The sequence below is a fragment of the Nevskia sp. genome, assembly GCF_021732705.1.
Lineage (GTDB): Bacteria > Pseudomonadota > Gammaproteobacteria > Nevskiales > Nevskiaceae > Nevskia.
The window spans coordinates 36492-58211 of the sequence record NZ_JAKFUM010000015.1 but is presented as its reverse complement, the minus strand read 5'-3'; the positions used below and the strand labels follow the sequence as shown (position 1 = coordinate 58211).

Annotated in this window: 20 protein-coding genes; 11 read left to right on the top strand and 9 right to left on the bottom strand. The window is 60.1% G+C overall.

Features of this window, described 5'->3' with window-relative positions; translation table 11 throughout:
- Positions 1-56: 56 nt before the first annotated feature.
- The 7 genes from QZ951_RS16630 to QZ951_RS16600 all read right to left on the bottom strand — a co-directional run bounded on the left by QZ951_RS16630 (position 57) and on the right by QZ951_RS16600 (position 6000).
- The gene (locus QZ951_RS16630) at positions 57-1130 is read right to left on the bottom strand and encodes a hypothetical protein (RefSeq protein WP_293002610.1); all 1074 of its coding nucleotides are present in this window, start codon (positions 1128-1130) and stop codon (positions 57-59) included.
- A gap of 399 nt (positions 1131-1529) precedes the next feature.
- Complete coding sequence (locus QZ951_RS16625; protein WP_293002608.1) at positions 1530-2099, bottom strand: DUF3106 domain-containing protein; 570 nt, start codon at positions 2097-2099, stop codon at positions 1530-1532.
- 274 nt (positions 2100-2373) lie between these two features.
- Entirely contained in the window at positions 2374-2781 is a 408-nt protein-coding gene (locus tag QZ951_RS16620) for a hypothetical protein (RefSeq protein ID WP_293002606.1), read from the bottom strand.
- Positions 2778-3332, bottom strand: coding sequence for an RNA polymerase sigma factor (locus QZ951_RS16615; protein ID WP_293002604.1), 555 nt, complete (start codon positions 3330-3332; stop codon positions 2778-2780). The genes QZ951_RS16620 and QZ951_RS16615 overlap by 4 nt, the downstream gene beginning before the upstream one ends.
- A 46-nt stretch (positions 3333-3378) precedes the next feature.
- Positions 3379-3861, bottom strand: a complete 483-nt coding sequence (locus QZ951_RS16610) for a hypothetical protein (protein ID WP_366943965.1) — start codon at positions 3859-3861, stop codon at positions 3379-3381.
- Positions 3862-4630: 769 nt separating this feature from the next.
- Positions 4631-5464: a DNA methyltransferase gene (locus QZ951_RS16605; protein ID WP_293002600.1), complete on the bottom strand. Its 834-nt coding sequence runs from the start codon at positions 5462-5464 to the stop codon at positions 4631-4633.
- A gap of 329 nt (positions 5465-5793) precedes the next feature.
- Positions 5794-6000: a helix-turn-helix transcriptional regulator gene (locus QZ951_RS16600; RefSeq protein ID WP_293002598.1), complete on the bottom strand. Its 207-nt coding sequence runs from the start codon at positions 5998-6000 to the stop codon at positions 5794-5796.
- 196 nt (positions 6001-6196) lie between these two features.
- Between QZ951_RS16600 and QZ951_RS16595 the strand changes: the two genes are divergently transcribed.
- Positions 6197-7144, top strand: a complete 948-nt coding sequence (locus QZ951_RS16595; protein ID WP_293002596.1) for an HD domain-containing protein — start codon at positions 6197-6199, stop codon at positions 7142-7144.
- On the opposite strand, the gene QZ951_RS16590 is transcribed toward QZ951_RS16595, so the two are convergent.
- Positions 7132-7395: a helix-turn-helix transcriptional regulator gene (locus tag QZ951_RS16590; protein WP_293002594.1), complete on the bottom strand. Its 264-nt coding sequence runs from the start codon at positions 7393-7395 to the stop codon at positions 7132-7134. The two genes, QZ951_RS16595 and QZ951_RS16590, sit on opposite strands and share 13 nt — an antisense overlap.
- A gap of 41 nt (positions 7396-7436) precedes the next feature.
- Here QZ951_RS16590 and QZ951_RS16585 point away from each other — a divergent pair, with 41 nt between their 5' ends.
- The 4 genes from QZ951_RS16585 (at position 7437) to QZ951_RS16570 (ending at position 10089) form a co-directional block, all read left to right on the top strand.
- Positions 7437-8249, top strand: coding sequence for a hypothetical protein (locus tag QZ951_RS16585; protein WP_293002592.1), 813 nt, complete (start codon positions 7437-7439; stop codon positions 8247-8249).
- 160 nt (positions 8250-8409) lie between these two features.
- Entirely contained in the window at positions 8410-9339 is a 930-nt protein-coding gene (locus QZ951_RS16580) for a hypothetical protein (RefSeq protein WP_293002590.1), read from the top strand.
- A 103-nt stretch (positions 9340-9442) separates the two neighbouring features.
- Positions 9443-9793 carry a hypothetical protein gene (locus QZ951_RS16575; protein ID WP_293002588.1) on the top strand — a complete coding sequence of 117 codons (351 nt, stop codon included), beginning with the start codon at positions 9443-9445 and terminating at the stop codon, positions 9791-9793.
- Entirely contained in the window at positions 9790-10089 is a 300-nt protein-coding gene (locus QZ951_RS16570) for a hypothetical protein (protein WP_293002586.1), read from the top strand. The genes QZ951_RS16575 and QZ951_RS16570 overlap by 4 nt, the downstream gene beginning before the upstream one ends.
- A gap of 306 nt (positions 10090-10395) precedes the next feature.
- Here the strand turns inward: QZ951_RS16570 and QZ951_RS16565 are convergent, their stop codons facing one another.
- The gene (locus QZ951_RS16565) at positions 10396-11658 is read right to left on the bottom strand and encodes a hypothetical protein (protein ID WP_293002584.1); all 1263 of its coding nucleotides are present in this window, start codon (positions 11656-11658) and stop codon (positions 10396-10398) included.
- Positions 11659-13339: 1681 nt separating this feature from the next.
- Between QZ951_RS16565 and QZ951_RS16560 the strand changes: the two genes are divergently transcribed.
- Genes QZ951_RS16560 through QZ951_RS16535 form a run of 6 tightly spaced genes read left to right on the top strand, consistent with a single transcriptional unit; the run spans position 13340 to position 21718 of the window.
- Entirely contained in the window at positions 13340-13909 is a 570-nt protein-coding gene (locus tag QZ951_RS16560) for a restriction endonuclease subunit S (protein ID WP_293002582.1), read from the top strand.
- Positions 13906-15465 carry a type I restriction-modification system subunit M gene (locus QZ951_RS16555; protein WP_293002580.1) on the top strand — a complete coding sequence of 520 codons (1560 nt, stop codon included), beginning with the start codon at positions 13906-13908 and terminating at the stop codon, positions 15463-15465. The genes QZ951_RS16560 and QZ951_RS16555 overlap by 4 nt, the downstream gene beginning before the upstream one ends.
- The gene (locus QZ951_RS16550; protein WP_293002578.1) at positions 15462-16475 is read left to right on the top strand and encodes a virulence RhuM family protein; all 1014 of its coding nucleotides are present in this window, start codon (positions 15462-15464) and stop codon (positions 16473-16475) included. Before QZ951_RS16555 ends, QZ951_RS16550 begins: the two co-directional genes overlap by 4 nt.
- Positions 16472-17677 (top strand): restriction endonuclease subunit S, encoded by a 1206-nt coding sequence (locus QZ951_RS16545; protein ID WP_293002576.1) that lies wholly within the window; start codon positions 16472-16474, stop codon positions 17675-17677. Before QZ951_RS16550 ends, QZ951_RS16545 begins: the two co-directional genes overlap by 4 nt.
- Positions 17670-18500: an HAD family hydrolase gene (locus tag QZ951_RS16540; RefSeq protein WP_293002574.1), complete on the top strand. Its 831-nt coding sequence runs from the start codon at positions 17670-17672 to the stop codon at positions 18498-18500. Before QZ951_RS16545 ends, QZ951_RS16540 begins: the two co-directional genes overlap by 8 nt.
- 2 nt (positions 18501-18502) lie before the next feature.
- On the top strand, positions 18503-21718 hold the full coding sequence (locus QZ951_RS16535) for a type I restriction endonuclease subunit R (RefSeq protein ID WP_293002572.1): 3216 nt from the start codon (positions 18503-18505) through the stop codon (positions 21716-21718).
- Positions 21719-21720 lie beyond the last annotated feature (2 nt).

The window sequence follows — 21720 nt, the reverse complement described above, 5'->3', positions numbered from 1 at the left end:
TGTCTAACTGACTGCCCTCGAATCGCAAACCTCTACGGCATCTTAGATCCGAACACTCATTGCCCAGCGGGGGCTATCAGGTCGCGTCGGTTGAGGGTCGCAATCCCGTTGCTGACATCCGCGATATTGTCAGACCTCAGATATTCCCAAGCAGCCTGTCGTTCCTGAAGCGTTGCATCGAAGTATGCAATGGCTGTGGATCGAATCGTGTCGAGCAGAAGCGCCGGCGCGCTGCTGTCATTGAGGTTGAAAGTTTCATGCTGCGCACGTGAGTCATTGATGAACAACTCGGCCTTGTCCGGAGGTGGCATCAGCGTGAACGGCACTCGCCGACTTGGCGCATCCTCTCCATTCGTTACATCTGCAGCACCTGTCTGGGTCATTACCGGAATCCCGATCGCGTCCCACGAGTTCCCGCCGCTGACGCCGCGATCGTAGAAGCCGAATCGGCCCGGCCCCTGCGGCGATAGGGCCAGCACCGACCGAACACTACCCACGCTGCGGTCGATATCCCGGAGCGTGCCAAGATCATGTCGCGCACCGGCAACCGCCATCACGGTGAAAGCACCGAATGAGTGACCGGCCAATCCCACTCGGCCGGTATCGGCAATCGCCGCGATCTGGAAGGACTGCACGAGAGTCGGGATTGCTGCCAGCACCGACTGAACATCAAGCGGACGGTGGTACTGCATGGCCTGCTCCACGCTGCAATCCGTGACACCAATCGCGCTGCAAGCCGCGTCCTTTTGAAAGCTGGTCAGGCTGTGCGCGATGTGCATTACCACATACCCTGCTTCCGACAGGCTGCGGCCCCATTCGGGATTACCAAAACTACAGGGATCCCGCGGCCCGCCGCCGTGTGAGAACACAATGATTGGACGGCGAGTCGACGACGCCTGCGGCACGCGTATCTGCACCGTGATTTCACGAGAACGCGTAGCGTCCAGGATTCGTCCGCAAGTGTCACCTGCCGACGAAGCCAGCGCAGCATTGAAGTGATTGCCCACGTAAAGGGCGGCAGCCTGTGCTGGTGGAGGCGTGGTGATTGTGGTTCCGCCTCCTCCACAAGCAGCCAGCAGTACAGCGGAAATGGCTGCTAGAACACCTCTAGCAATAGAAGTCAGTGACATGACGAATCTAGCTCTCGTAATTGACAAGTCAGTGCATGATCGAACTCGCGAGAGACATGGCTGCACGCTGCCATAAGCTCTTTCGCAGTTCATCGAATTGAAAAAATTCGCCACCGAATGGCGCAATATTCATGTCATCAGCGCCAGTTTCCATTGGTGCGGATAGAGTTGCCTTCACAACGGTCCCTCCGCTCGATTCATCGTCGTCCACTCCTGCAACCTAGTTGACATCATCTTTCTGACCTTCGGCCCTCAGCGATAGTGGCCTCTACCGGCCGCTCACGATGCAAACTGTTCTCTACAAAAGCCCAAACCTTTCTGGGAGTAGCAGTCAGCCCGCAGTGCACCGGTAGACATCACACGGATTGGAACTGCCATCGACCATGATTTAGTGGCGGCTTAGGGCGGCAGACAGGCAGCAGCCTGCTCAATCGGCTTGCCCTCGGCGCAGGCGCGGATGGCTTTTCTCTGCTCAGGGGGCAGCTCGCGCAGAGCCTTGAAGCGGCTTCGAATCGCCTCGCGCTCTTCAGGAGGCAAGGCCCGAAACTGTTCTCGCCTAGCCTTGAGCTTGGCCTTCTGTTCCGGTGTGAGGTCCCGGTAACGATGCTTGAGCTTTTCCTGCTGTTCCGGCGGCAGGTTCTGCCACTGGCTAAGGCGCGTCTTCGCGCGCTCACGTTCCTCTGGCGAGAGGTTCCTCCAACTTTCGGCCTTGGCACGCGCCTTGGCCTGCTGCTCGGGCGTCATCTGCTGCCAGCGCGCGGCACCTTGCATCAGCTTGTCGCGACGCGCCTGCGGTAGCGTCGGCCACTGGTTTTCGAAGGGCGCGAGCACCGCACGCTGTTCGGGGGTGAGGCTGGAGAAATCCTGCGCCAGCGCCAACCCGCAATAGAACAGAAAGCCGAGCGCGAGCAGCGTGCGGGCACGGGCGCGGCCAAGGCCTGTGGGTCTGGAGCGGAGGGCAGTCTTCATGGGCGTTTCCGGAGAGCGGGTCGAGGGTCGGCGGGGTTGGTCGTCACGGGCGCTTTGCCCCGAGGCGTGCTGTCCGCTGTTGGAGCATCGAGCAACTGCAGTAACGGGTCGTCGGCTGCGGGGTCATCCTCATCAGACGGCCAGTCCGCGAGGTACTCGAGCGTGGCGGCGTCCGGCGGCGCTGCGGGCTTCAGCAGTGGGCGGGCCTCAGCCTGAGACTGGGCATGGCCCACGCAGGCCAGTGCAATCAGACCCGCGGTGGCGTGGCGCAACTTCATGCCGCATCGGTCCCATCAAGCCAGAGATAAAGCTCCAGATCGCTATCGAGTCCCTCGTGCAGCAGTTCGTCGTCGGCATCGCCGAAGTCAGCCACGTATTCGGCAACGACCGGCGCAGCAAGCGAGGCAGCATCCGTCGGCCGGGCCGATGAGGGTCCGCGCTGCATGGCAGGCCAGAGGCTCACGCCGATGACGAGTGCCAGACTGGCCGCCACCGCACCGCCCGCCCAAACAGGCCAGGCGGTGGCCTGCTCAGGCGACAGCGCCCGTCGCCGGGCAGCCGCGAGGTGCGCGCGCTGAACGGTGTCCACATCGTCTTCCCACTGCTTGAGCGCAGTGACGGCGCGGCGGATGGCAGGGTCTTGCGTGACGGCGGTATCGTGATTGTCGGGTGAGTGGCTCATGGGCGGAGTCCTTGTTCGAGCATTAACGGTTGCAGGGCCGCACAGGCACGCGAGAGATGCGTCTTCACGCTGCCCTCGCTGCAGGCCATTGCCTGCGCGGTATCGGCGGTGGAGAGTCCCTCCCAGTGCCGCAGGACGAAGGCCTGGCGCTGGCGGGAAGGTAATTTTTCGAGCGCGCTCCGCACCCTGCTCAAGGTCTCGGCGCTTTCAGTGGCTTGATCGGGTCGGTCGCCGTCGGGCGCGGGCATAGCGTCAAATGGGTCATCGCCTTCGTTGTTGGCGGAAAGGCGCGAGCCCAGCCAGCGGCCGCGAAGCACCATCTTGAACCGCCACTTTCGCAGTCGGTTGTCGAGGATTCGATAGAACAGCGGCGGCCATTCGGCGGGGTCGCGCTGGGCATAGTGGCGGGCGAGCTGGATCATGGCGTCTTGCACACAGTCCATCGCCTCGTCGACGTCGGAGATACTGAGTTGAGCAATGCGCAGTGCCCTTCGCTCGACGCTGGCGAGAAAGCCGTCGAGCGAGGTGGCACCTTCGACAGGGCCGATCACGCAGATTCAGGCGCAGGCAGACGTGGAAACCGGTCCCGCGCGGCCCTTACTGCGCGCGGCGCGTCTGGCGACGCTCAGCGCGGTTGACCACCCTGTCGCCCTTTCGATCCAGCCGGTTCTCGCGGCGGTCACCCTTGTTGTCCAAGCTGTTGTCAACGCGATCACCCTTATTGTCCAGACGGTTGTTGATCCGGTCGCCCTTATTGTCGAGACGGGTCGCGGCACGCTCGCCGGCTTTCTCAACACGGTTGGCGCGGTTCTCGTGGCCGGCAGCTTCGAGACGATCGCTGCGATTCTCGGCGCGGTTTTCAATGCGCTCGCCCTTGTTGTCCAGACGGGTGTCGATGCGATCACCCTTGTTATCGAGCCGGGTATCGATGCGATCACCCCGGTTGTCGAGACGGGTGTCGATGCGTTCGCCTCGGTTATCGAGACGCTGATTGATGGCATCGGCCCGTGGCGTTTCCTGAGCCTGAGCGAAGGGGGAGGCGCTGATGCCGGAAATCAACAGGGCAACGGTGAAGGTCATCAGTTTCACGGCGAATCTCCTTGGGTGGTGGTTCGGCCTTGGTACAAGTCCGACCCATACACAAGTCGCGCAGGCGCCGTTCGGTTGACAGCGCAGAGGGCAGATCGCCAGCGGCGCTCCGGGAAGAAACCCGCGCATCAGGCGCAGTTGCGGATGACCCGACTCACGCAGATTGTAGTAATCGACCAGCACGTCTTGGTCCATCACCCGCGTCTTCGGATCGATACGGCGCTCCTCCGGAGCACCACTGGTGTGGGCGAGCCGTCTGCTGGGCTGATGGGGTTCCGTAACAAAAGGATACCGCTAAGACGATCCTCCCCACGATCGCCACGGTTCAAACCATGCGTCCGTCTTCCTTTGTGTTGCCCTTGCCTTCCCCGGCCGCTGTTCAGACCTCCGACATGCTGTTGGACGCGGAGCAGTTGGGCCGATTTTTCAACCTCGGAACTGCCAAGCCAGGCTCAGCCCGTGCGGCGATCAACATGCGTATTGGTCGCGGTCACCCCATGCCACCGTCTGTCATGTTGCCCGGAATGTCCGGGCGGCGATGGCTTTTGAGCTCGGTGATTACTTGGCTGAAGGCCTACGAGAAGTCGGACATCCGTGCGACGGTCGGCACTGGCTTGCCTGCCACGACGCCAGCGCCAACCGTTTTGGTCCCACGCCGTCGTCGAGGCCGGCCGACCAAGGCTGAGACCATCGCGCGACGCGCTGCAGCCCAAGCCGCTTTTGATTCCCCGCCCAGATTCGAAAGGCGGTGATGGGCCGGTCAATCGCGTAATCGCATTCGCGCGGTTTTCAGGGCGGTCGCGTTTCCGTCGGACAGGATCACAGCACAACCCAGCTTGATCGCCACAGCCCCGGTGGTGCCGCTGCCGGCGGTCGGGTCAATCACCAGATCGCCCGGCTTCGTCGTCATGCGCAGCAGTGGTGCTATCACCGATTCAGGTTTCTGCCAGCGGAATCCCGTCTGCTCGCTGCGCTTGATGAAGCCGCTGAGCAGCGCTTCCTCGAAGACGCTGTACGGAGTCATCTTGAACTCAAGTCGGTTGTGCCGTGCCGGTTCGCGATGCCGCTCGGCGTAGAAGTGCTCCGGGTACATCGGTGCTTTCGGGTGGCGCAGATGCAGACAGGCTTGCTGCGATGGTCGCCATGACTTCGATCGCGATGGTGCGTTCTTGAAGTACCAAGTCAGCCAGCCTTCGAGTTTCAGACTCGGTGGCGTGTGGTCGATCAGCCTGGCCACCGCTTCGGGAAATCCCCAGATGAATACGTGGCCTGCGACCCGGCTTGCCGCTTCGATCAATGGCACCGTTTCAGTGAGGTAGGCCACCCGGCCTCGAGCGTCCTTGTCGCGATACCAGGGGTCGAGCACGACAGTTGTCGCCTTGATGCCTTGGTCAGCCAGACGATTGAGCATCGAGACGGCGTTGATTGGTCCGACGATGGATGCAGTACCTGGCTGCGGGACTGCCAAGGACACATCCGAATCCTGTTTCCGGCCATCAAAAAGTCGCTTTTCGACCGCGGCGACGGCTGCAGCGCGCTGATGCTCGGCCAACAGTTCCGACACCTGACCGACCAGGCCAAGGGGAATATCCATTCGGCGCGTCGGTTCGCCAAAGCGCCCAGACCCGTGTGGCCTCCCCGCCCCTTCGCGTCTTCCCCCGCGCGGCATGTCGTTCTCCCTGAACCGTACCGCTCAAGACTTGAAGGCCAACAGACCTGGCATCTCTTCAACCGCGCCAGCTTTGATTGAAAGGGACCTGCCCTCGCGCTCCCGGCTGGCCTCGCCGGCCTGGCCGCCTTGCCGGCGGGGCTTTTCGGAACTGATGTTCCGAAAATGTTGAAGACGAGGACAAAAACGCATCGTTGAAATCTGACACAACAGCGGCAAAACAAAAGCTGCACACCGCTGGACGTTGCCCGGCCTTAGTCGGCCTTGGCGTCCCCGTCCGGGACGTAGACAAAAAGATCCTCGACCTTGCAGCCGAAGTATCGACAGAGCGCGTTGACCGATTCGAGGTCGATGCGCTGCGTGGTCTCGTAGTACATGGCCGTGAGCGTGCTGCGATTCAGCCCGGTGTCCCGAGATACATCTGCGATCTTCAGCTTTCTCTCCGCGAGGAGGAACGCCAAGCGACACCGAATCATGGGCTGCGCCTCACTGAAATGACGTGCAGCGTAGCAATATGCTTGACAAGCGATTATCTGCGTACCAATATGATGTAGTGCACGTCATTTCCTTGTCCCGCGCATCATTTTCTATGCGGAGACGCGTAAAGACGCTTTGGGCGGACCCGGTCGGCACAAACCGCGTCCTGTGAGGCTGAAGATGAACAAGCATCAACAGTTGCGCGTGGATCTCCACGACATCGACCGGCTGGTCAACCACGACTTCCGGATCATGTCGTCCCTTGTCGATGCGAAGGAGCCACCCTTCCTCGATCTGGTGATCGAAGACGCCTACGGCCCGTACAAGGCCCGGTTCATGCCGGAAGGGCCGATCAAGCCGTCGAGCCTGATTGGCAACGTCCATCAGATGTGGGGCTTCCCGATGGATCACGAGCATCCGGAATTCGGTTTGCTGATCGACTTCATGGAGCGGCCCGAAAACAAGGACCCCAACCTGCTGGTGGTCCCGCGGTCGGCCTGTGCCGATGAGGCCGTTCCGGCGCTGCACGGGCTGATCGACATCCTCGAGCAGATGCCGAGCCGGCCGATCGCCCGCTTCGTGCATCGGGTGCTGGGTTCAGACAACGTCTACCCGTACTTCTTCAAGGCTCGGGCATCTCGGGAAGCGCATCACGCCTTTCCCGGTGGGTTAGCGATCCACAGCCATGAGTGCGCGGTCATCGTGGCCGGACTGAGTGCCGCGACCTTCGCCAACCAGGAGTCGAAGGACACGGCGATTGCCGCAGCGATCCTGCATGACCTCGGCAAGATCGAATGGATACGCTCGGCCTACAACAACCCGCTGATCATGCACGAGACGCGATCGGTCATCGAAATCGCGACCGAGTTGCCGCGCCTGCGTGCCGAAACCCATGCCGCCTGCGCCGACATGCTGACCTACCTGATCAGCAAGGAAGCACGCTGCGAGCATGCCGCCTGTCCGGAAGCCGTGGCGGTGGCGATGGCGGACCGGCTCAGTGCCACGCGGGATGGGCAGATCGCGGCCTTCAAAGCCTCGCCCCGCCATTACGCGACGGCAGATCGTCGGCTCAACGGGCAGCTGAAGCGCTACATCCGGATTCAGGACCGGGACGGCTATCCGTCCTGACGGGGGCGGCGTTTACGGTCCTTCTGCAAGGTCGTCATTTCCGGGAACAGCTCGCCCACTTCCACACCAAGGGCCGCGGCAATCCGGATCAGGTTCAAGGCGGCGACGTTGCGCAGGCCACGCTCGATGGCGCCGTAGTAGCTCCTCGCGATGCCGGCTTCCAGAGCGAAGTTTTCCTGACTGAGGCCACGCGCTTCCCGCAGCGCCCGAAGGCGCTGCCCCACCAACAACAACTGCGGATGCGACGGCATTCACAGAACGTACGGAGACCTGCTTTATGAAGCCACGCTCTATGAGTAACAATCAGGACAGTTGCTGCGGTTTGATCAGAACCCTCCGCTGGGTCAGCCCCGTTGCTGCCCATCGGACTGCGGGCACTACCGAATCACCCACACGGAGAAACACTGCGATGGATCGACACAACATCACACTTCCCTTTCTGCCCCTCTTCATCACGCAGGCCCAATGGCTTTCGATGATCATCGTCGGCGTGCTGCTGTCCGGTTGTGCAGCGGTCGACACCGCGCAGTCCGCCATCGGCCTGTATGACTCGGCCCGCTCGGTCACGACCGGTTATCACGCGGTGACCTCGGTCAAGGATCTTCAGAACGCCAAGCCGCTGTTCCGGGAAATCGACAGCGTGCTGGTGCTGGCGGACATCCAGCCTCGGGATGCGGTGCCGGAACTGCCGGCGGCATTTGCCGAGAATCTCGCGAGTTACACGACCGCTGTTGCGGCATCGGTCAAGGCGCCGATTCAGGTCTGCCGGGTCATGGTGGAGTGTAGCGGACGGATTCTGATCCTGAACTTCGTCGAGGACGCCTATGACCGCAACCTGATCCAGCGCCTGACCGTCGGCGACAAGATTCGCGGCAAGCTGGTGTTTACCGATGCCGTCAGCGGCCAGATCCTCGACGAGAAGCGGGCCGAGATTGCCGAGGACTACGCCGGACTTGCGCGACAGGTGTCCGGCTTCGTGATGGGCAGCTTGTACAAGAGCTTCCCGCCCACCACGGACGCGGATGGCGAGCGCGTTGGCAAAGCCATCAGCCAGATTCCGGTCGTGGCGCCGGAGTACGAGCGCGTGCTGGGCAAAGCCCGATGAGCTGATCGCTCAGCCAGAAGCACCCCTCCCTCTTTCTTTATTGACGGCCTGACGGGCGCGGCTGCCCGTCGTTCTGGCTAACCCTGCGTCTCGGTACATCTGCCCTGCCGGGCGATGTGCCGTGTCGCTTCCTGACAGATGTCTGATTGGAGGTCACACCATGCAAACCCGCAACCTGTTGATCCTGCTGTTCACGCTGCTGCTCTCCGGCTGCGGCGGCGGTAGTGGCACCCCCGATCGTCGCTCGAATCTCGCCGATGTCGAAGCAGCCCGGTCGGCTGCAGTTTACCGCTACATGCAGGGACTCGGGTCGCTGATGCTTGCGAACCTGACGGAGGTCGACATCGGCGAGCGACGCGCTGGTGCGGTTACTTGCACTGGTGGTGGAACTGCCACCTATGCCGATACCACCCCCACGGCTGGTGCTGACCCGAGTGCTTCGATCCAGTTTTCCAACTGTGCCGAAGCCATCGGACGCGTCAATGGGACGATGCAGGTCCGCCAGTTCCTGATCCGGCTGAATGGCGACGGAACCGGGACGTTCAACATCAGCTGGTCTGCGGATGTCGTGATCGATGGCTATTCGATGCGCTATGAGAACAGCGCCGGGCTGACAACGCTGTCGCCGGGTGGGGCCGTTCAGGTCGAGTCGTTTGGCGGGAACGACGTCGCCTTGGTACTGACGGCGCCGAATGGTCAGAGCGTGCAGTTCTCGGATGCCCGGATCAATGTCGCTTTCGATCCGGCAACGGGTAATGCCAATTTCGGGGGCTCGAACGTCCGGTCGCGGGCTTTGTCGGATGGCAATCTTGGAGTGATGTTGTTGCCTTCAGATCTGAGGGCAGCAGTTGCTGCCGCGGTCGCAGTACGAAGCATCGGTGCACCAGTCAGCGGATCGTTTCGTTATGCCCGGAGCTTCGGACCGACCGCCACCGATGTCATCGGAACCGGGGTGACGAATGCAGGACTGCTAACCCTGACCATCGACCCGATCGGCGGGCAGATTAACTTCCCGGGGTCGGCGGGTCAGTACGCCTGGTCGTCGCTGCTGGCGGCACCGGACCTGTCGTTGCCGAACACGGCACCCTGAGCTGATCGGTTGATGTCAAGGGTGTGACTACCTGTGCTGCGGGCAGGTCGCTATACGCCTCGGCCACCGGCATCGGTGGCCGAGGCTCTTCAGGAGGAGCCGAATGAAGATCGTTCGATCAATGGCGGTCGTGAACCCCGTTGCGGTCGGGGTCGTATGCGACTGGTGCGGCGAGGTCAGCCTGCGCGATCCGTGGCCAAGACGGAAAAAAGTGGCTTTCCGGACGATGACGCTCGGCGGTGGCGATGGAAGCTCCATCTCTGGCGATATCTGCAGCGAATGCGCTGATCGACCGGTCGAAAGACCGAGGGCCTTACTTGCCAAGCTCGTTCGTGAAGCCCGGTCGGCGCGCGCCAAGCCTTATGCGGTCTACCGGTTCGCAGCCTTCGACATCGACACAAACCGGATCGTCCGCGTGCAGTCCCTGCTGCCCTTCTGCGAGCCGACCCCATGACCCCGCTAGAACGGAACATGAAGGTCATGCGTTTCATGCGGTGGAAACGCGAGTGCCTGCCGCGCGTGGTGATCTCGGCGATCTCGTTCGCTATCGCCGCAACGATACTGCTCGATGCGGCGAACGACCGGTTCCGACTGACGGGCTGGAGCGCTTTCTTGGCGTCCTTTTACCTAAACCAAAGCTTTCGGTTTTGGCGTACTGCGCGCGCACTAGAAAAACTTTATCGCCGCATGCAGGCAGAGCACTTCGCCGCGTACCTCCGAGAAAAGGAAGAACGCATGCGTCGCCAGTGAGCTTGCAGTGGTATGTGCTTCAATCTGAATCACGGAGGATTCTTCATGCTGATACTGAAGCGACACACCAGTGAAGCGGATGCGCAAGTTGACCAAGGGTGTGGACGTGCTCTTGGTGCGCGGCGTCGCTGCTCAATATGCCGCTACCGACAACCGACTGAGGACTTCGCAACAGCATCAATGCGATTTCCCTAGTAAATTATCCCGAGACCCCGCCAATCATTCCGCGAGATTTCACCGAATGAAAATGATTGATCGCGATTATTCGAAATATCGCAATATTTCATCGATTTTCTGCCAAGGCCGTCATCGACGATCTGGCTCCTCTGCGCCCTGATCTAATTCCATATCCCGGTCACCCAAACCGGAATCGACGTCATCACGAATGTCGTCATACACCGAGAGGCCGCCGGTGACACTTCGATAGGGATTCCAAAAGCTGAGCCAAGTAGCATTACTTATGCCTCCCGACCGATCACCTCCGGCGACATCACCAGTACTCGTTGTAAGGAACGGATTGGTGATCGGCAATACGAGCTTGTCGTATACCTGTACTGACCTGCTCGGGTACACCAAGGATGGCACTGTGGCGGTGATGCTCTTGGCGACCCGACTACCGACAATGTGATTGAATTCCTGGAGTGCTACCAGACTACCTGTGGCGTATCGGTGTGTCGTCAAAAAGCGATGTACGAACTTGGTGATTGCAGCGAACCTTCGGCGAGGATGGCTGTGCGCCTTATCGAGTTGCTTGATCTCACGCAACGCCGAGGTGATGACCTTGTGGTCAAGACGGATACGAAGGTGGTTATCCTTGTTGATCCACTCAATGACGTAATCTTGCCAAAGCAGCGGTGTGACGCGGATGTCATTCCACCGAAACCGTCCGGATGCACTCGCACGTGCAGTTTCTGCGTCCGCGATCAGTACTGCGCGTTCTCCCTTCCTGAGGTAACTGGCCACCCACCGCCCGCTTGCACGCAGTTTGCGCCGAATGGGTGAAGAAGCTCGGACATTGAAAAGGTCATCAATGGAAATATCGAGGGAAGCCGCAGCGAACGGATCAAGTACCTGTCGAGCTGCTTCGGATTTTCGCCCGCCGCTGCACGCAAGATTACACAGGGCTTCTACCGCGCCGTCGACAAACAAGGTGTCACGAATATGCACCACCTTGGTGAATTGATCATGCACCTGCTGAGGTGAACGATCAATCACCACATCGGGCATACACCAGTACCATTGCCCGGTGTGCTTTCCGAGACAGCGTCGAAACCAAGACAGTACCGTTCCGATGCCCCAGTCGGGGCGATAGACGCCAGGCAATCGGTATTCAAGCGGCGCGAGTACAAACGCATGCACCATGAGTTGTACAAGGTCGGAGACGTTCGCGGTGTTGCCGCGTTGAACCGCCTGTGGAAAGAAATGCTCGACGACAAGGTGTGCAACGTCTTCAAAAATTGGTCTGATCGGATACCGTGAAAGGTTTGCCAATATGTAATCCCGGGCGATGGCTTTCTGGCATCGACGGATGCTGGCAATACCGGGATGTGCGGTTACTGGATGAAGCATTGATGGAGTGCTCGTTGATGGAATCAACAGAGCGGTATCCGATGTTTCGCGAATCTGAGCGATTTACTTCTCGAAGCGGGTTTTCACTTTCTACGTCATGAGGTTAGCTCGTTTACATAGAAGTGGGGATAAGGCATTGCGGTAGCAATGACGCAATCCCAAGATCCCTCCGTGGATGGCCGAACAACGATTCGTGGCACGCCAGCCAATACGCGCTACGAAAGGGCCTCGCCAGGCCCGCGTTCTTTCACAATGTGACGAGCAGTACAACCTCGTGAGCCATGTCATTTGATGAGGGCGCCACCCTCTTTTCACGACTGCCAGTCGTGCTCCGTGCCTGCCAGCCGGAGGTCAATCAGATGATCGTGGTTCTTAAGCAGAGAGCCGGATGCGGCGGAAAACGCGCACGTCCGGTTTGGGGTCAAGCCAGGCAGGTAACTGCCGGCTTAGACCACAGCAATTCATGACCGCGAATGCGGCGATCCAGTCAAGGATCGAGTGGTGCGCCAGATAATAGTGAACAACGTGATTGCCGCAAATGCGGCCGGTGGGCTATCCGGGCAACCGGAAAATACGCTGAACAATCCCTCGCCAAAACATGTAGTGCCTTGCCAGGCTGGCAGCCAGCAATCGGTCCTGCCCGAAGTGACGTGAAACCCGCGGCCAGCAATGGATCGCGCGGGGGAATCTAACGACGGAAGGACAACCGAGAGGCACGAGGTGATGAGGTAGAGCAGAGGGGTCAGTTGATGGTGTGGTGACGATTAGGAACCTCCATCCGAACGTCTGTCCTGAGAGGAAAAGTACGGTGAACTGAGACACTTCATAACCGGAAATTTGATGCTGCGTGCGGCTATCAGCACGACCTCAAAGGCAGGCACAGGAGGCACCTAAAACCATCCGAAAGTCCGTTTTCACCAAGCTGGGATTCTGGCCGGTTTTCCATGGGCGGCACCCATGGCTACGCATCGAGAGGTGCGCTGAGAATCGGCTTGAACGGAGGCGTCGTAGTAGTGAACCTGTGAACCGGTAGTTAAAAGCTACGGCAGTGAAAGGGTCCTCTGGCAGAGGCACGATCGCGTAAGGCAAAGCAGGGTGCCGCAGTCGCAAGACTGCGGATCTCGAAGGGCGTCAGCAGAGGTTGCTCGTTCGTTGTTGATTCGGTCGGTCAGGTGGCTCCTGATCGAAAAACTTCATTCATCCACGCAGTAGTGGCACCGTGACGCGACGGTGCTGCGAACAGGAGGTAAAGCGTCAATCCGGCCCGGGGGTTCCCCGTCCTAGGGCTTTTAAATTCAGGGGAATTCAGGCCTCCCATCTCGCGAAAGCGAGATGGGAGGTGCTTCAGTTTCACCATCTGAAAGTGGACCGCTTACGGCAGACGGCATGCGTTTTCGCCGCCGTGACCTCGAGCCGACCGAGAGCAGATCCAGCCCATTGAGCACGTCCTCCCGCGTCGGCGAACACCCAGGTGCGGGCGGCAAACATTGCAGCGCTCCAAGCATTTCGCGTGAGGGCGTGGTTCCCGGCGATCGCAACCTACGGATGTTTCGCCCGCATCAAGGAAGCTGCCAGTCATTTTCTCTACATTGCAGAAATCGCGTTACGACATATTGACTAGGTCGTGCCGGTGATTTAAGCTGCACGCCATGACTTCTGTCGTAACAGCATTCCTGCAAAAATGAACATTGGCGACTTAGCTGACGTACAGATGGGCTACCCATTCCGGTCGCGCCTTGAGCACGACCCGCAGGGTGATGTGGCGGTGATCCAGATGAAGGACATCGACGACACCAACCTGCTGCATGCCGACGAGGCAATCAGGGTGGCGCTGCCTAAAGGGAAGGCGCACCACCTGCTGCGCGCGGGCGATCTGCTATTCCGCTCACGTGGCCGCAGCAATGGCGCGGCCGAGGTGCTGGACGGCATCGGTCCGGCAGTACTCTCGGCGCCGATGCTGCTGATCCGGCCCCACGGCGTGCTGCCCGCGTACCTCTGCTGGTACCTCAACGCACCGGCTACCCAAGACCAATTGGCTGCAATGGCCGAAGGCACCTCGGTGCGGATGATCAGCGCCGAAGCCTTGAAGGCGCTGCACGTACCTCTGCCCTCGCTGACGGCCCAGCAGCGCATCGTTCAAGCCGCCGCCCTGGCCGAACAAGAACGAGCACTGCTGGCCCAGATCGCCACCCTGCGGCAGCGCCTCAACACCCACATTCTGATGACATTCGCCCACGAGGCCACCGCATGAACGACCAGCTCACCCAACAAGACGTCAACAACACCGCCTGGGCCGCCTGCGACACCTTTCGAGGCGTCATCGATCCAGCACAGTACAAGGACTACATCCTGGTGATGCTGTTCCTCAAGTACATCAGCGACCAGTGGGCCGACCATTACGCCGAGTACCGGAAGGAGTACGGCGACAACGAGGAGCGCATCCGCCGCAAGCTGGAGCGCGAGCGCTTCATCCTGCCCTACGTCGAGTTCAAGGATGAAAAGACCGGCGAGGTCACCGACCGCTTCCTTGCCGACTTCCATGCCCTGTACGAACGGCGCAAAGCAGCCAACCTCGGCGATCTGGTCAACATCGTCCTCGACCACATCGAGGAAGCCAACAAAGCCAAGCTCGAAGGCGTGTTCCGCAACATCGACTTCAACTCCGAGGCCAACCTTGGCAAGACCAAGGATCGCAACCGCCGCCTGGAGAACCTGCTGGGTGATTTCGCCAAGCTCGACCTGCGCCCCTCGCGCGTGTCGGAAGACGTGATCGGTGACACCTACATCTATCTGATCGAGCGCTTTGCCTCAGACGCCGGAAAAAAAGCCGGCGAGTTCTACACGCCCAAGCAGGTGTCTAGACTGCTGGCACAACTGGCCGCGCCCAAACCCGGCGATCGCATCTGTGATCCCACTTGCGGAGCGGGCGGCCTGCTGGTCGAAGCCGCTGCACTGGTCGAGCAGCAAGGCAGCCGCGACTTCGCTCTGTTCGGCCAGGAGGTCAACGGCAGCACCTGGGCACTGGCGCGCATGAACATGTTCCTGCACGGCAAAGACGCTGCACGCATCGAATGGGGCGACACCATAAACAGCCCGGCGCTGGTGGAAGCCGACCGGCTGATGCGCTTCAACGTGGTGGTTGCCAACCCGCCGTTCAGCCTCGACAAATGGGGTGCGATCGAAGCCGAAGCTGACCGTTACAACCGCTTCTGGCGCGGCGTGCCGCCGAAGTCGAAGGGCGACTACGCCTTCATCTCCCACATGATCGAAACCGCGCTGCCGCAGGAGGGTCGCGTAGCGGTGGTCGTGCCTCACGGCGTCCTGTTCCGTGGCGGCGCGGAGGGCCGCATCCGCCGCGCCCTGATCGAGGAAAACCTGCTCGACGCCGTCATCGGCCTGCCGGGCAACCTGTTCCCTACCACTACCATTCCGGTTGCCATCCTCCTGTTTGACCGCGCCCGAGAGAAGGGCGGTGTCCGGGAAGGCTGCCGGGACGTGCTGTTCATCGATGCCAGCGACGACTACCAAAGCGGCAAGAACCAGAACGCGTTGCTTGACGAGCACATGGCCAAGGTTCTCGCGACCTTCCGCGCCCGGAAGTCAGCCGACAAGTACGCGCACGTCGCGAGCCTCAAGGAAATCGCCGACAACGACTTCAACCTCAACATCCCGCGCTATGTCGACACCTTCGAGGAAGAGCAGGAGATCGACGTGGCGGCCGTCGAGCAGGAGATCGAACGTCTGGAAGGCGAACTGACCGACGTGCGCAAGCGCATGAAGCAGTATCTGAAGGAACTGGGCGTATGAGCGGCGGCGAACTGATCCTTTACACGGCGGACGACGGTTCGATTGCGATCCAGCTTCGCGCACTCGATGGAACGGTCTGGCTCAGCCAGCTGGAAATGGCGGCCTTGTTCGATACCACCAAGCAGAACATCGCCAAGCACCTCAAGGCTGTATTTGCCGAAGGCGAGCTGGCCGAGCATTCAGTTGTCAACCAATGGTTGACAACTGCCACCGACGGCAAGAAGTACCGGGTAGCGCACTACAACCTGGACGCCATCCTGGCCGTCGGCTACCGCGTGCGCTCTCCGCGCGGCACCCAGTTTCGCCAGTGGGCCACCACCCACCTGCGCGAATACCTGGTCAAGGGCTTCGTGCTCGACGACACCAGGCTCAAGGAGCCCGGCGGCTGGGACTACTTCGACGAACTGCTGGCGCGCATCCGCGACATCCGCGCCTCGGAAAAGCGCTTCTACCAGAAGATCCGCGATATCTACACCACCGCCGTGGACTACGACGGCAAGTCCGAAGCTGCGCAGCTGTTCTTCAAGAAGGTGCAGAACAAGATGCTCTGGGCGGTCACCGGCCACACCGCGCCTGAACTCATCGCCGGCCGCGCCGACCCTGCGCTGCCCAACATGGGCCTCACCACCTGGCAGGGCGGCCGGGTGCGCAAGCAGGATGTCACCGTTGCCAAGAACTACCTGAGCCGCGAAGAAATCGGGGCGCTCGACCGCATCGTCGTCATGTACCTCGACTACGCCGAGGATCAGGCTCAGCGCCGCCGCACCCTGACCATGCGCGACTGGGAAGACAAGCTCGACGCCTTCCTGCAGTTCAACGAACGCGAGGTGCTAACCCATGCTGGCAAGCTGCGCGCCGACGTGGCGGAAAAACTGGCGCTGGAACGCTACGAGAGCTTCGATGCAGCGCGACGTGAAGCGGCGCGGCTGGCGGCGGATGCCGCGGACATGGCGACGCTGGAGCAGACCGAGCGGCGATTAGACGGAAAGAAGCGGGAGAAGAAGAAATGAAGCTGTCCGCCCAATGGCGCAAGGTCCCTCTACGCGACGTTGCCAATGTTCAAACCGGCTTGTCAAAAAGCCAAAATCGAACTGGCCCATCGGTACTGCGACCATATCTTCGCGTTGCAAACGTCCAAGATGGTCATTTTGACTTAACGGAGATCAAAACGATCGAAGTTCCGGCTACTCAAGTAGAGCGCTTCAGTCTGCGTAATGGAGATGTGCTTCTAACCGAAGGGGGCGACTTCGACAAACTTGGTCGTGGCTCAATTTGGAATGGCGACATACCAAATTGTGTTCATCAGAATCATGTGTTTGCTGTTCGGGTAATCGACAGCACAGTTCTTCTTCCTGAATTCCTCGCCTGCGAAATACAATCCATTCGCGCCAAGAATTATTTTTTGTCGTGCGCCAAGCAAACGACGAACCTTGCAAGTATCAATTCAAGCCAGCTGAAAGAGCTTCCAATACTGGTTCCTCCACTTTCTGAACAGCGGGTAATCGTCAATACCAATGCGGCCTGGGACACTGCTATCCAGAAAAACGAGCAACTGATTACGGCCAAAAGCCTTTACCTGAGCCGCTTTAGAGACCAACTACTGCGCAAACCCAAACGAGCTTCGACTACAAAGCTGTCGAACGTCACGAAAGAACTCACTGCGCGTAACGGCAAGATACTCGGACGCGAGGCAGTCATGGCCATCACCAAAAGTGTAGGCATGCGGCCAATGCGAGAAGAAACCATCGCCGGCAATATCGAACGCTACAAGCTGGTGCCGCCACAGGGGTTTGCGTATAACCCGATGCGACTGAATATCGGGTCGATTGCCAAGTCCCCGTTCGATCACGACGTTCTCGTCAGCCCCGACTACGTGGTCTTTGCCTGCGACGAATCGAAACTGCTTCCCTCATACCTGCATCACTTGCGTCATTCCCAGAAGTGGGTGAGCCATTTCGAGCTGGCTGGCAACGGCGGCGTGCGTGTGCGCATCTACTACGATGATCTCGGCAGGTTCACCTTTGCGCTTCCGCCTATCGACGTACAGGCGCGTCTGGTCCAGTTACTCGATGCCGCATCGCAAGAAATTGCCGTTCTGACGCGCTATGCCGATGCACTCCGTGCTCAGAAGCGCGGCCTGATGCAGAAGCTGCTAACAGGTCAGTGGCGGCTACCCATCCCCAAGCAAGCGCAGGAGATTGCTAGTGTCTAAAAAGCTCATTCCCATGGCGATTTCCTATGACTTCGATGGAACGCTCGCCCCCGGCAACATGCAGGAATATGACTTCATTCCTGCATTGAATATGGTTTCCACGGAATTCTGGAAGTCGGTGCATGAGCTTGCGCAGAAGCACGAGATGGACCAAATCCTTGCCTACATGTGGGCCATGTTGCGGCAAGCCGACAAGGCCGACATCCGTGTCCACAAATCCGACTTCAAAAACTTCGGGAAAAACATCACCTTGTTCCCAGGCGTGGCGGACTGGTTCAAGCGGATCAACGCCTATGCCAAGAGCAAGGGCGTTCGCCTGGAGCACTTCATCATCTCTTCCGGCATCCGCGAGATGGTCGAGGGTACGCCGATCTACAAGGAGTTCACCAAAGTCTATGCATCTGGCTTCATGTTCGATCACAACGGCGTCGCGTGTTGGCCCGCGCTTGCGGTCAACTACACGACCAAGACCCAGTACCTGTTCCGTATCAACAAGGGTAGTTTGGATGTTCACGACAACTCGGTGATCAACAAGTTCGTGCCCAAAGAGGAACGTCCGGTGCCGTTCGAGAACATGATCTTCATCGGGGATGGTGAAACGGACATCCCCTGCATGAGGCTGGTGAAAGAACAGGGCGGCCATTCCATTGCGGTCTACAACGGAAGCAAGCGAGGCGCGAGGAAGCACGCGGACCAGCTCGTCAACGATGGCCGCGCAACGCTGGGAGCGCCAGCGGACTACCAGGAAAATAGTGTTATCGATCAGGCGGTGAAAGCCATCATCGACAAGATTGAAGCGGTCGCCCGAATCAAAGGGCACTAGCCATGGAGAGTTTCCGCTTCGACGAAAAATACCTATCCCAGATTCCGGCCCTGCAGGTGCTGGTCAATCTGGGTTACCGGTATCTGACACCTGCCGAGACGCTTGGCGCACGTGGCGGCAAGGCCGGCAACGTGGTGCTGGAGGAGATCCTGCGCGAGCAGTTGAAGAAGTCGAATCGGATTCAGCACAAGGGCAGTGCTTACCTCTTCAGTGAGGAGAACATCCAGAGCGCCATCCAACGCCTGAAGAACGTGAAGTATGACGGCCTGCTCAAGACCAACGAGGCGGTGTATGACCTGCTGACCCTCGGCGTGGCGCTGGAGCAGTCTGTCGAGGGCGATCAGAAGAGCTTCACCCTCAACTACGTGGACTGGCGCAATCCACAGAACAACGTCTACCACGTGGCCGCCGAGTTCGCGGTGGAGCGCTCGCGCAGCGTGGAGACGTGCCGGCCGGATATCGTGCTGTTCGTCAACGGCATCCCCTTCGCGGTGATCGAGTGCAAGTCGCCCAGGATCGAGGTGGCTCAGGCCATCTCGCAGACCATCCGCAACCAGCGCGACGAGTACATACCGCGCCTGTTCACCTACGCGCAGATGGTGCTGGCGGTGAACAAGAACGAGGCCCGGTACGCCACCGCCGGCACGCCAGCCAAGTTCTGGTCGAAGTGGAAGGAAGAAGCGGCGGACGCGGAACTGATGCCGCTGCTGGAACGCCCATTGCCGGAATCGGTGAAAGCGTCGCTGTTCGATCTGGCCTTAACCGAACTTGGCGTGCGCGAGGAGACTGCCCCCTATCTGGTCGGCCGGCAGGTGACCGAGCAGGACCGCGCGCTCTACGCCCTGTGCCGACCTGAGCGCCTGCTGGAGATGGCTTGGGCCTACACGGTATTCGATGGCGGCGTCCGCAAGATCGCACGCTACCAGCAGGTGTTCGCCATCCGTGAGGTGCTCGCCCGGGTCCGGCAGACGGACGACGGCGGCAAGCGCCGGGGCGGAATCGTCTGGCATACCCAGGGCTCGGGCAAATCGCTGACCATGGTGATGCTTGCCCGTGCGCTTGCGCTTGAACCTTCCATCCGCAACCCGCGCATCGTGCTGGTGACCGACCGTGTGGATCTGGACAAGCAGCTCGGCAATACCTTCGCCGCCTGTGGCCTCTCGCCTGATCGCGCCGACAGTGGCCGCCACCTGGTGGAACTGGTGTCCGATGGCAAGGCGCATATCGTCACCACCCTGGTGCACAAGTTCGACAAGGCGCTGGCCTACAAGAAGTTCAGCGACGCCTCGCCGGACATCTTCGTGTTGGTGGACGAAACCCAGCGCACGCAACTCGGCAGCTATTCGGCGCGTATGCGGCAGATGTTCCCCAATGCCTGCTACATCGGCTTCACCGGTACGCCGCTGCTGACCCGCGAGAAGAGCGACGTCGCCAAGTTCGGCGGCGTGATCCACACCTACGCCATCGACCAAGCGGTGGCCGATGGCGCCATCGTGCCGCTGCTCTACGAAGGCCGGATGGTGGAACTGGAGCAGAACCAGGTTGCCATCGACATCTGGTTCGAGCGCCACACCCAGGGGCTGACGGACCAGCAGAAGGCCGATCTGAAGAAGAAGTACGCCCGTGCCGAGATGCTGAACAAGGCCGAGCAGGTGATCTACATGCGCGCTTTCGACATCAGCGAGCATTACCGCCAGAACTGGCAAGGCACCGGCTTCAAGGCCCAGCTGGTGGCTCCGAACAAAATGGCGGCGCTGCGCTACAAGGCGTTTCTGGATGAGCTTGGAGCGGTCAGCAGCGAGGTGATCATCTCGCCGCCCGACGAGCGCGAAGGCTTCGACGAAATCGACGCCGATGAGTCCGCCGACGCGGTGGTGGCTTTCTGGCAGCGAATGATGAAACGCTACGGATCGGAGGAGGACTACAACAAGCAGATCGTCAACGCCTTCAAGTTCGGCGACGAGCCCGAGATCCTGATCGTGGTCGACAAGCTGCTGACCGGCTTCGATGCACCGCGTAACACCGTGCTGTACCTGGCCCGCCGACTCAAGGACCATTCCCTGTTGCAGGCGATCGCTCGCGTGAACCGCCTTTATGAAGACGAATCCGGCAGCAAGGCGAAGGACTTCGGCTTCATCATCGACTACGTTGGTGTACTCGGCGAGTTAGATCAAGCACTGACCACTTACAGCGCGCTCGAAGGGTTCGAGGCTGTGGATCTCGAAGGTGCGCTCAGTTCGATCCTCGGGGAAATCAAGGCGCTGCCGCAGCGTCACGCCGAGCTGTGGGATCTGTTCAAAACGGTGAAGAACCGTCAGGACGAGGAAGCCTTCGAGCAGTTGCTGGGCGACGAGAAGTTGCGTGCCGAGTTCTACGAGAGGCTGTCCGCCTACGCCAAGACACTGGCCATCGCACTGTCCAGTGAAAGGTTCGTCACCGATACGCCCGAGCAGAAGCTGCGCGCCTACAAGAATGATCTGAAGCGCTTCGTCAATCTCAAGGCAGCCGTAAAGCTTCGCTATGCGGAGTCCGTGGACTACCGTGATTTCGAGCCGCGTATCCAGAAGCTGCTGGACACGCATATCTCGGCCTCCGAGGTGGTGCAGTTGAATGCGCCGGTGAACATCTTCGACGAGGCCGCGTTTCAGAAGGTCGTAGAGGATCAGGGTGCCGGGAGCGAAAGGAGCCTGGGTGCCAAAGCCGACACCATTGCCCACGCCACCAAGCGCGCCATCACCGAGCGGCTTGAACAGGACCCGGCCTTCTACGAGAAATTCTCCAAGCTGATCCAGCAGGCCATCGACGACTACCGCGCCAAGCGCCTGTCCGACCTGGAGTATCTGCAGCGAGTCAAGGAGATCAAGGATGCGGTGGTCTCGCGCAAGGGCGATGGCTTGCCACTTGAGCTGAAGGGTGACGCTGATGCGGCTGCCGTCTACGGTCTGCTGCGGCCTTTCGTAGCGAACCATTCGAGCGACACCGAGCAGGCCCAGATCGACGCCACTCAGGCGGCCCTAGCGGTATGGAATATCTTCCGGCGCAATCGCAAGGTGGGCTACTGGGATGACCTCGACGCGCAGCGCCGAACGATGAACGAGATCGACGATTACCTCTATGACGAGTTGAAGGGTGCACGAGGCATCGCACTCTCGACCGAAGAGATGGACGAGATCATCGATAAGGCCATGCAGCTCGCCCGGCACCGGATGGGGCGTTGAAG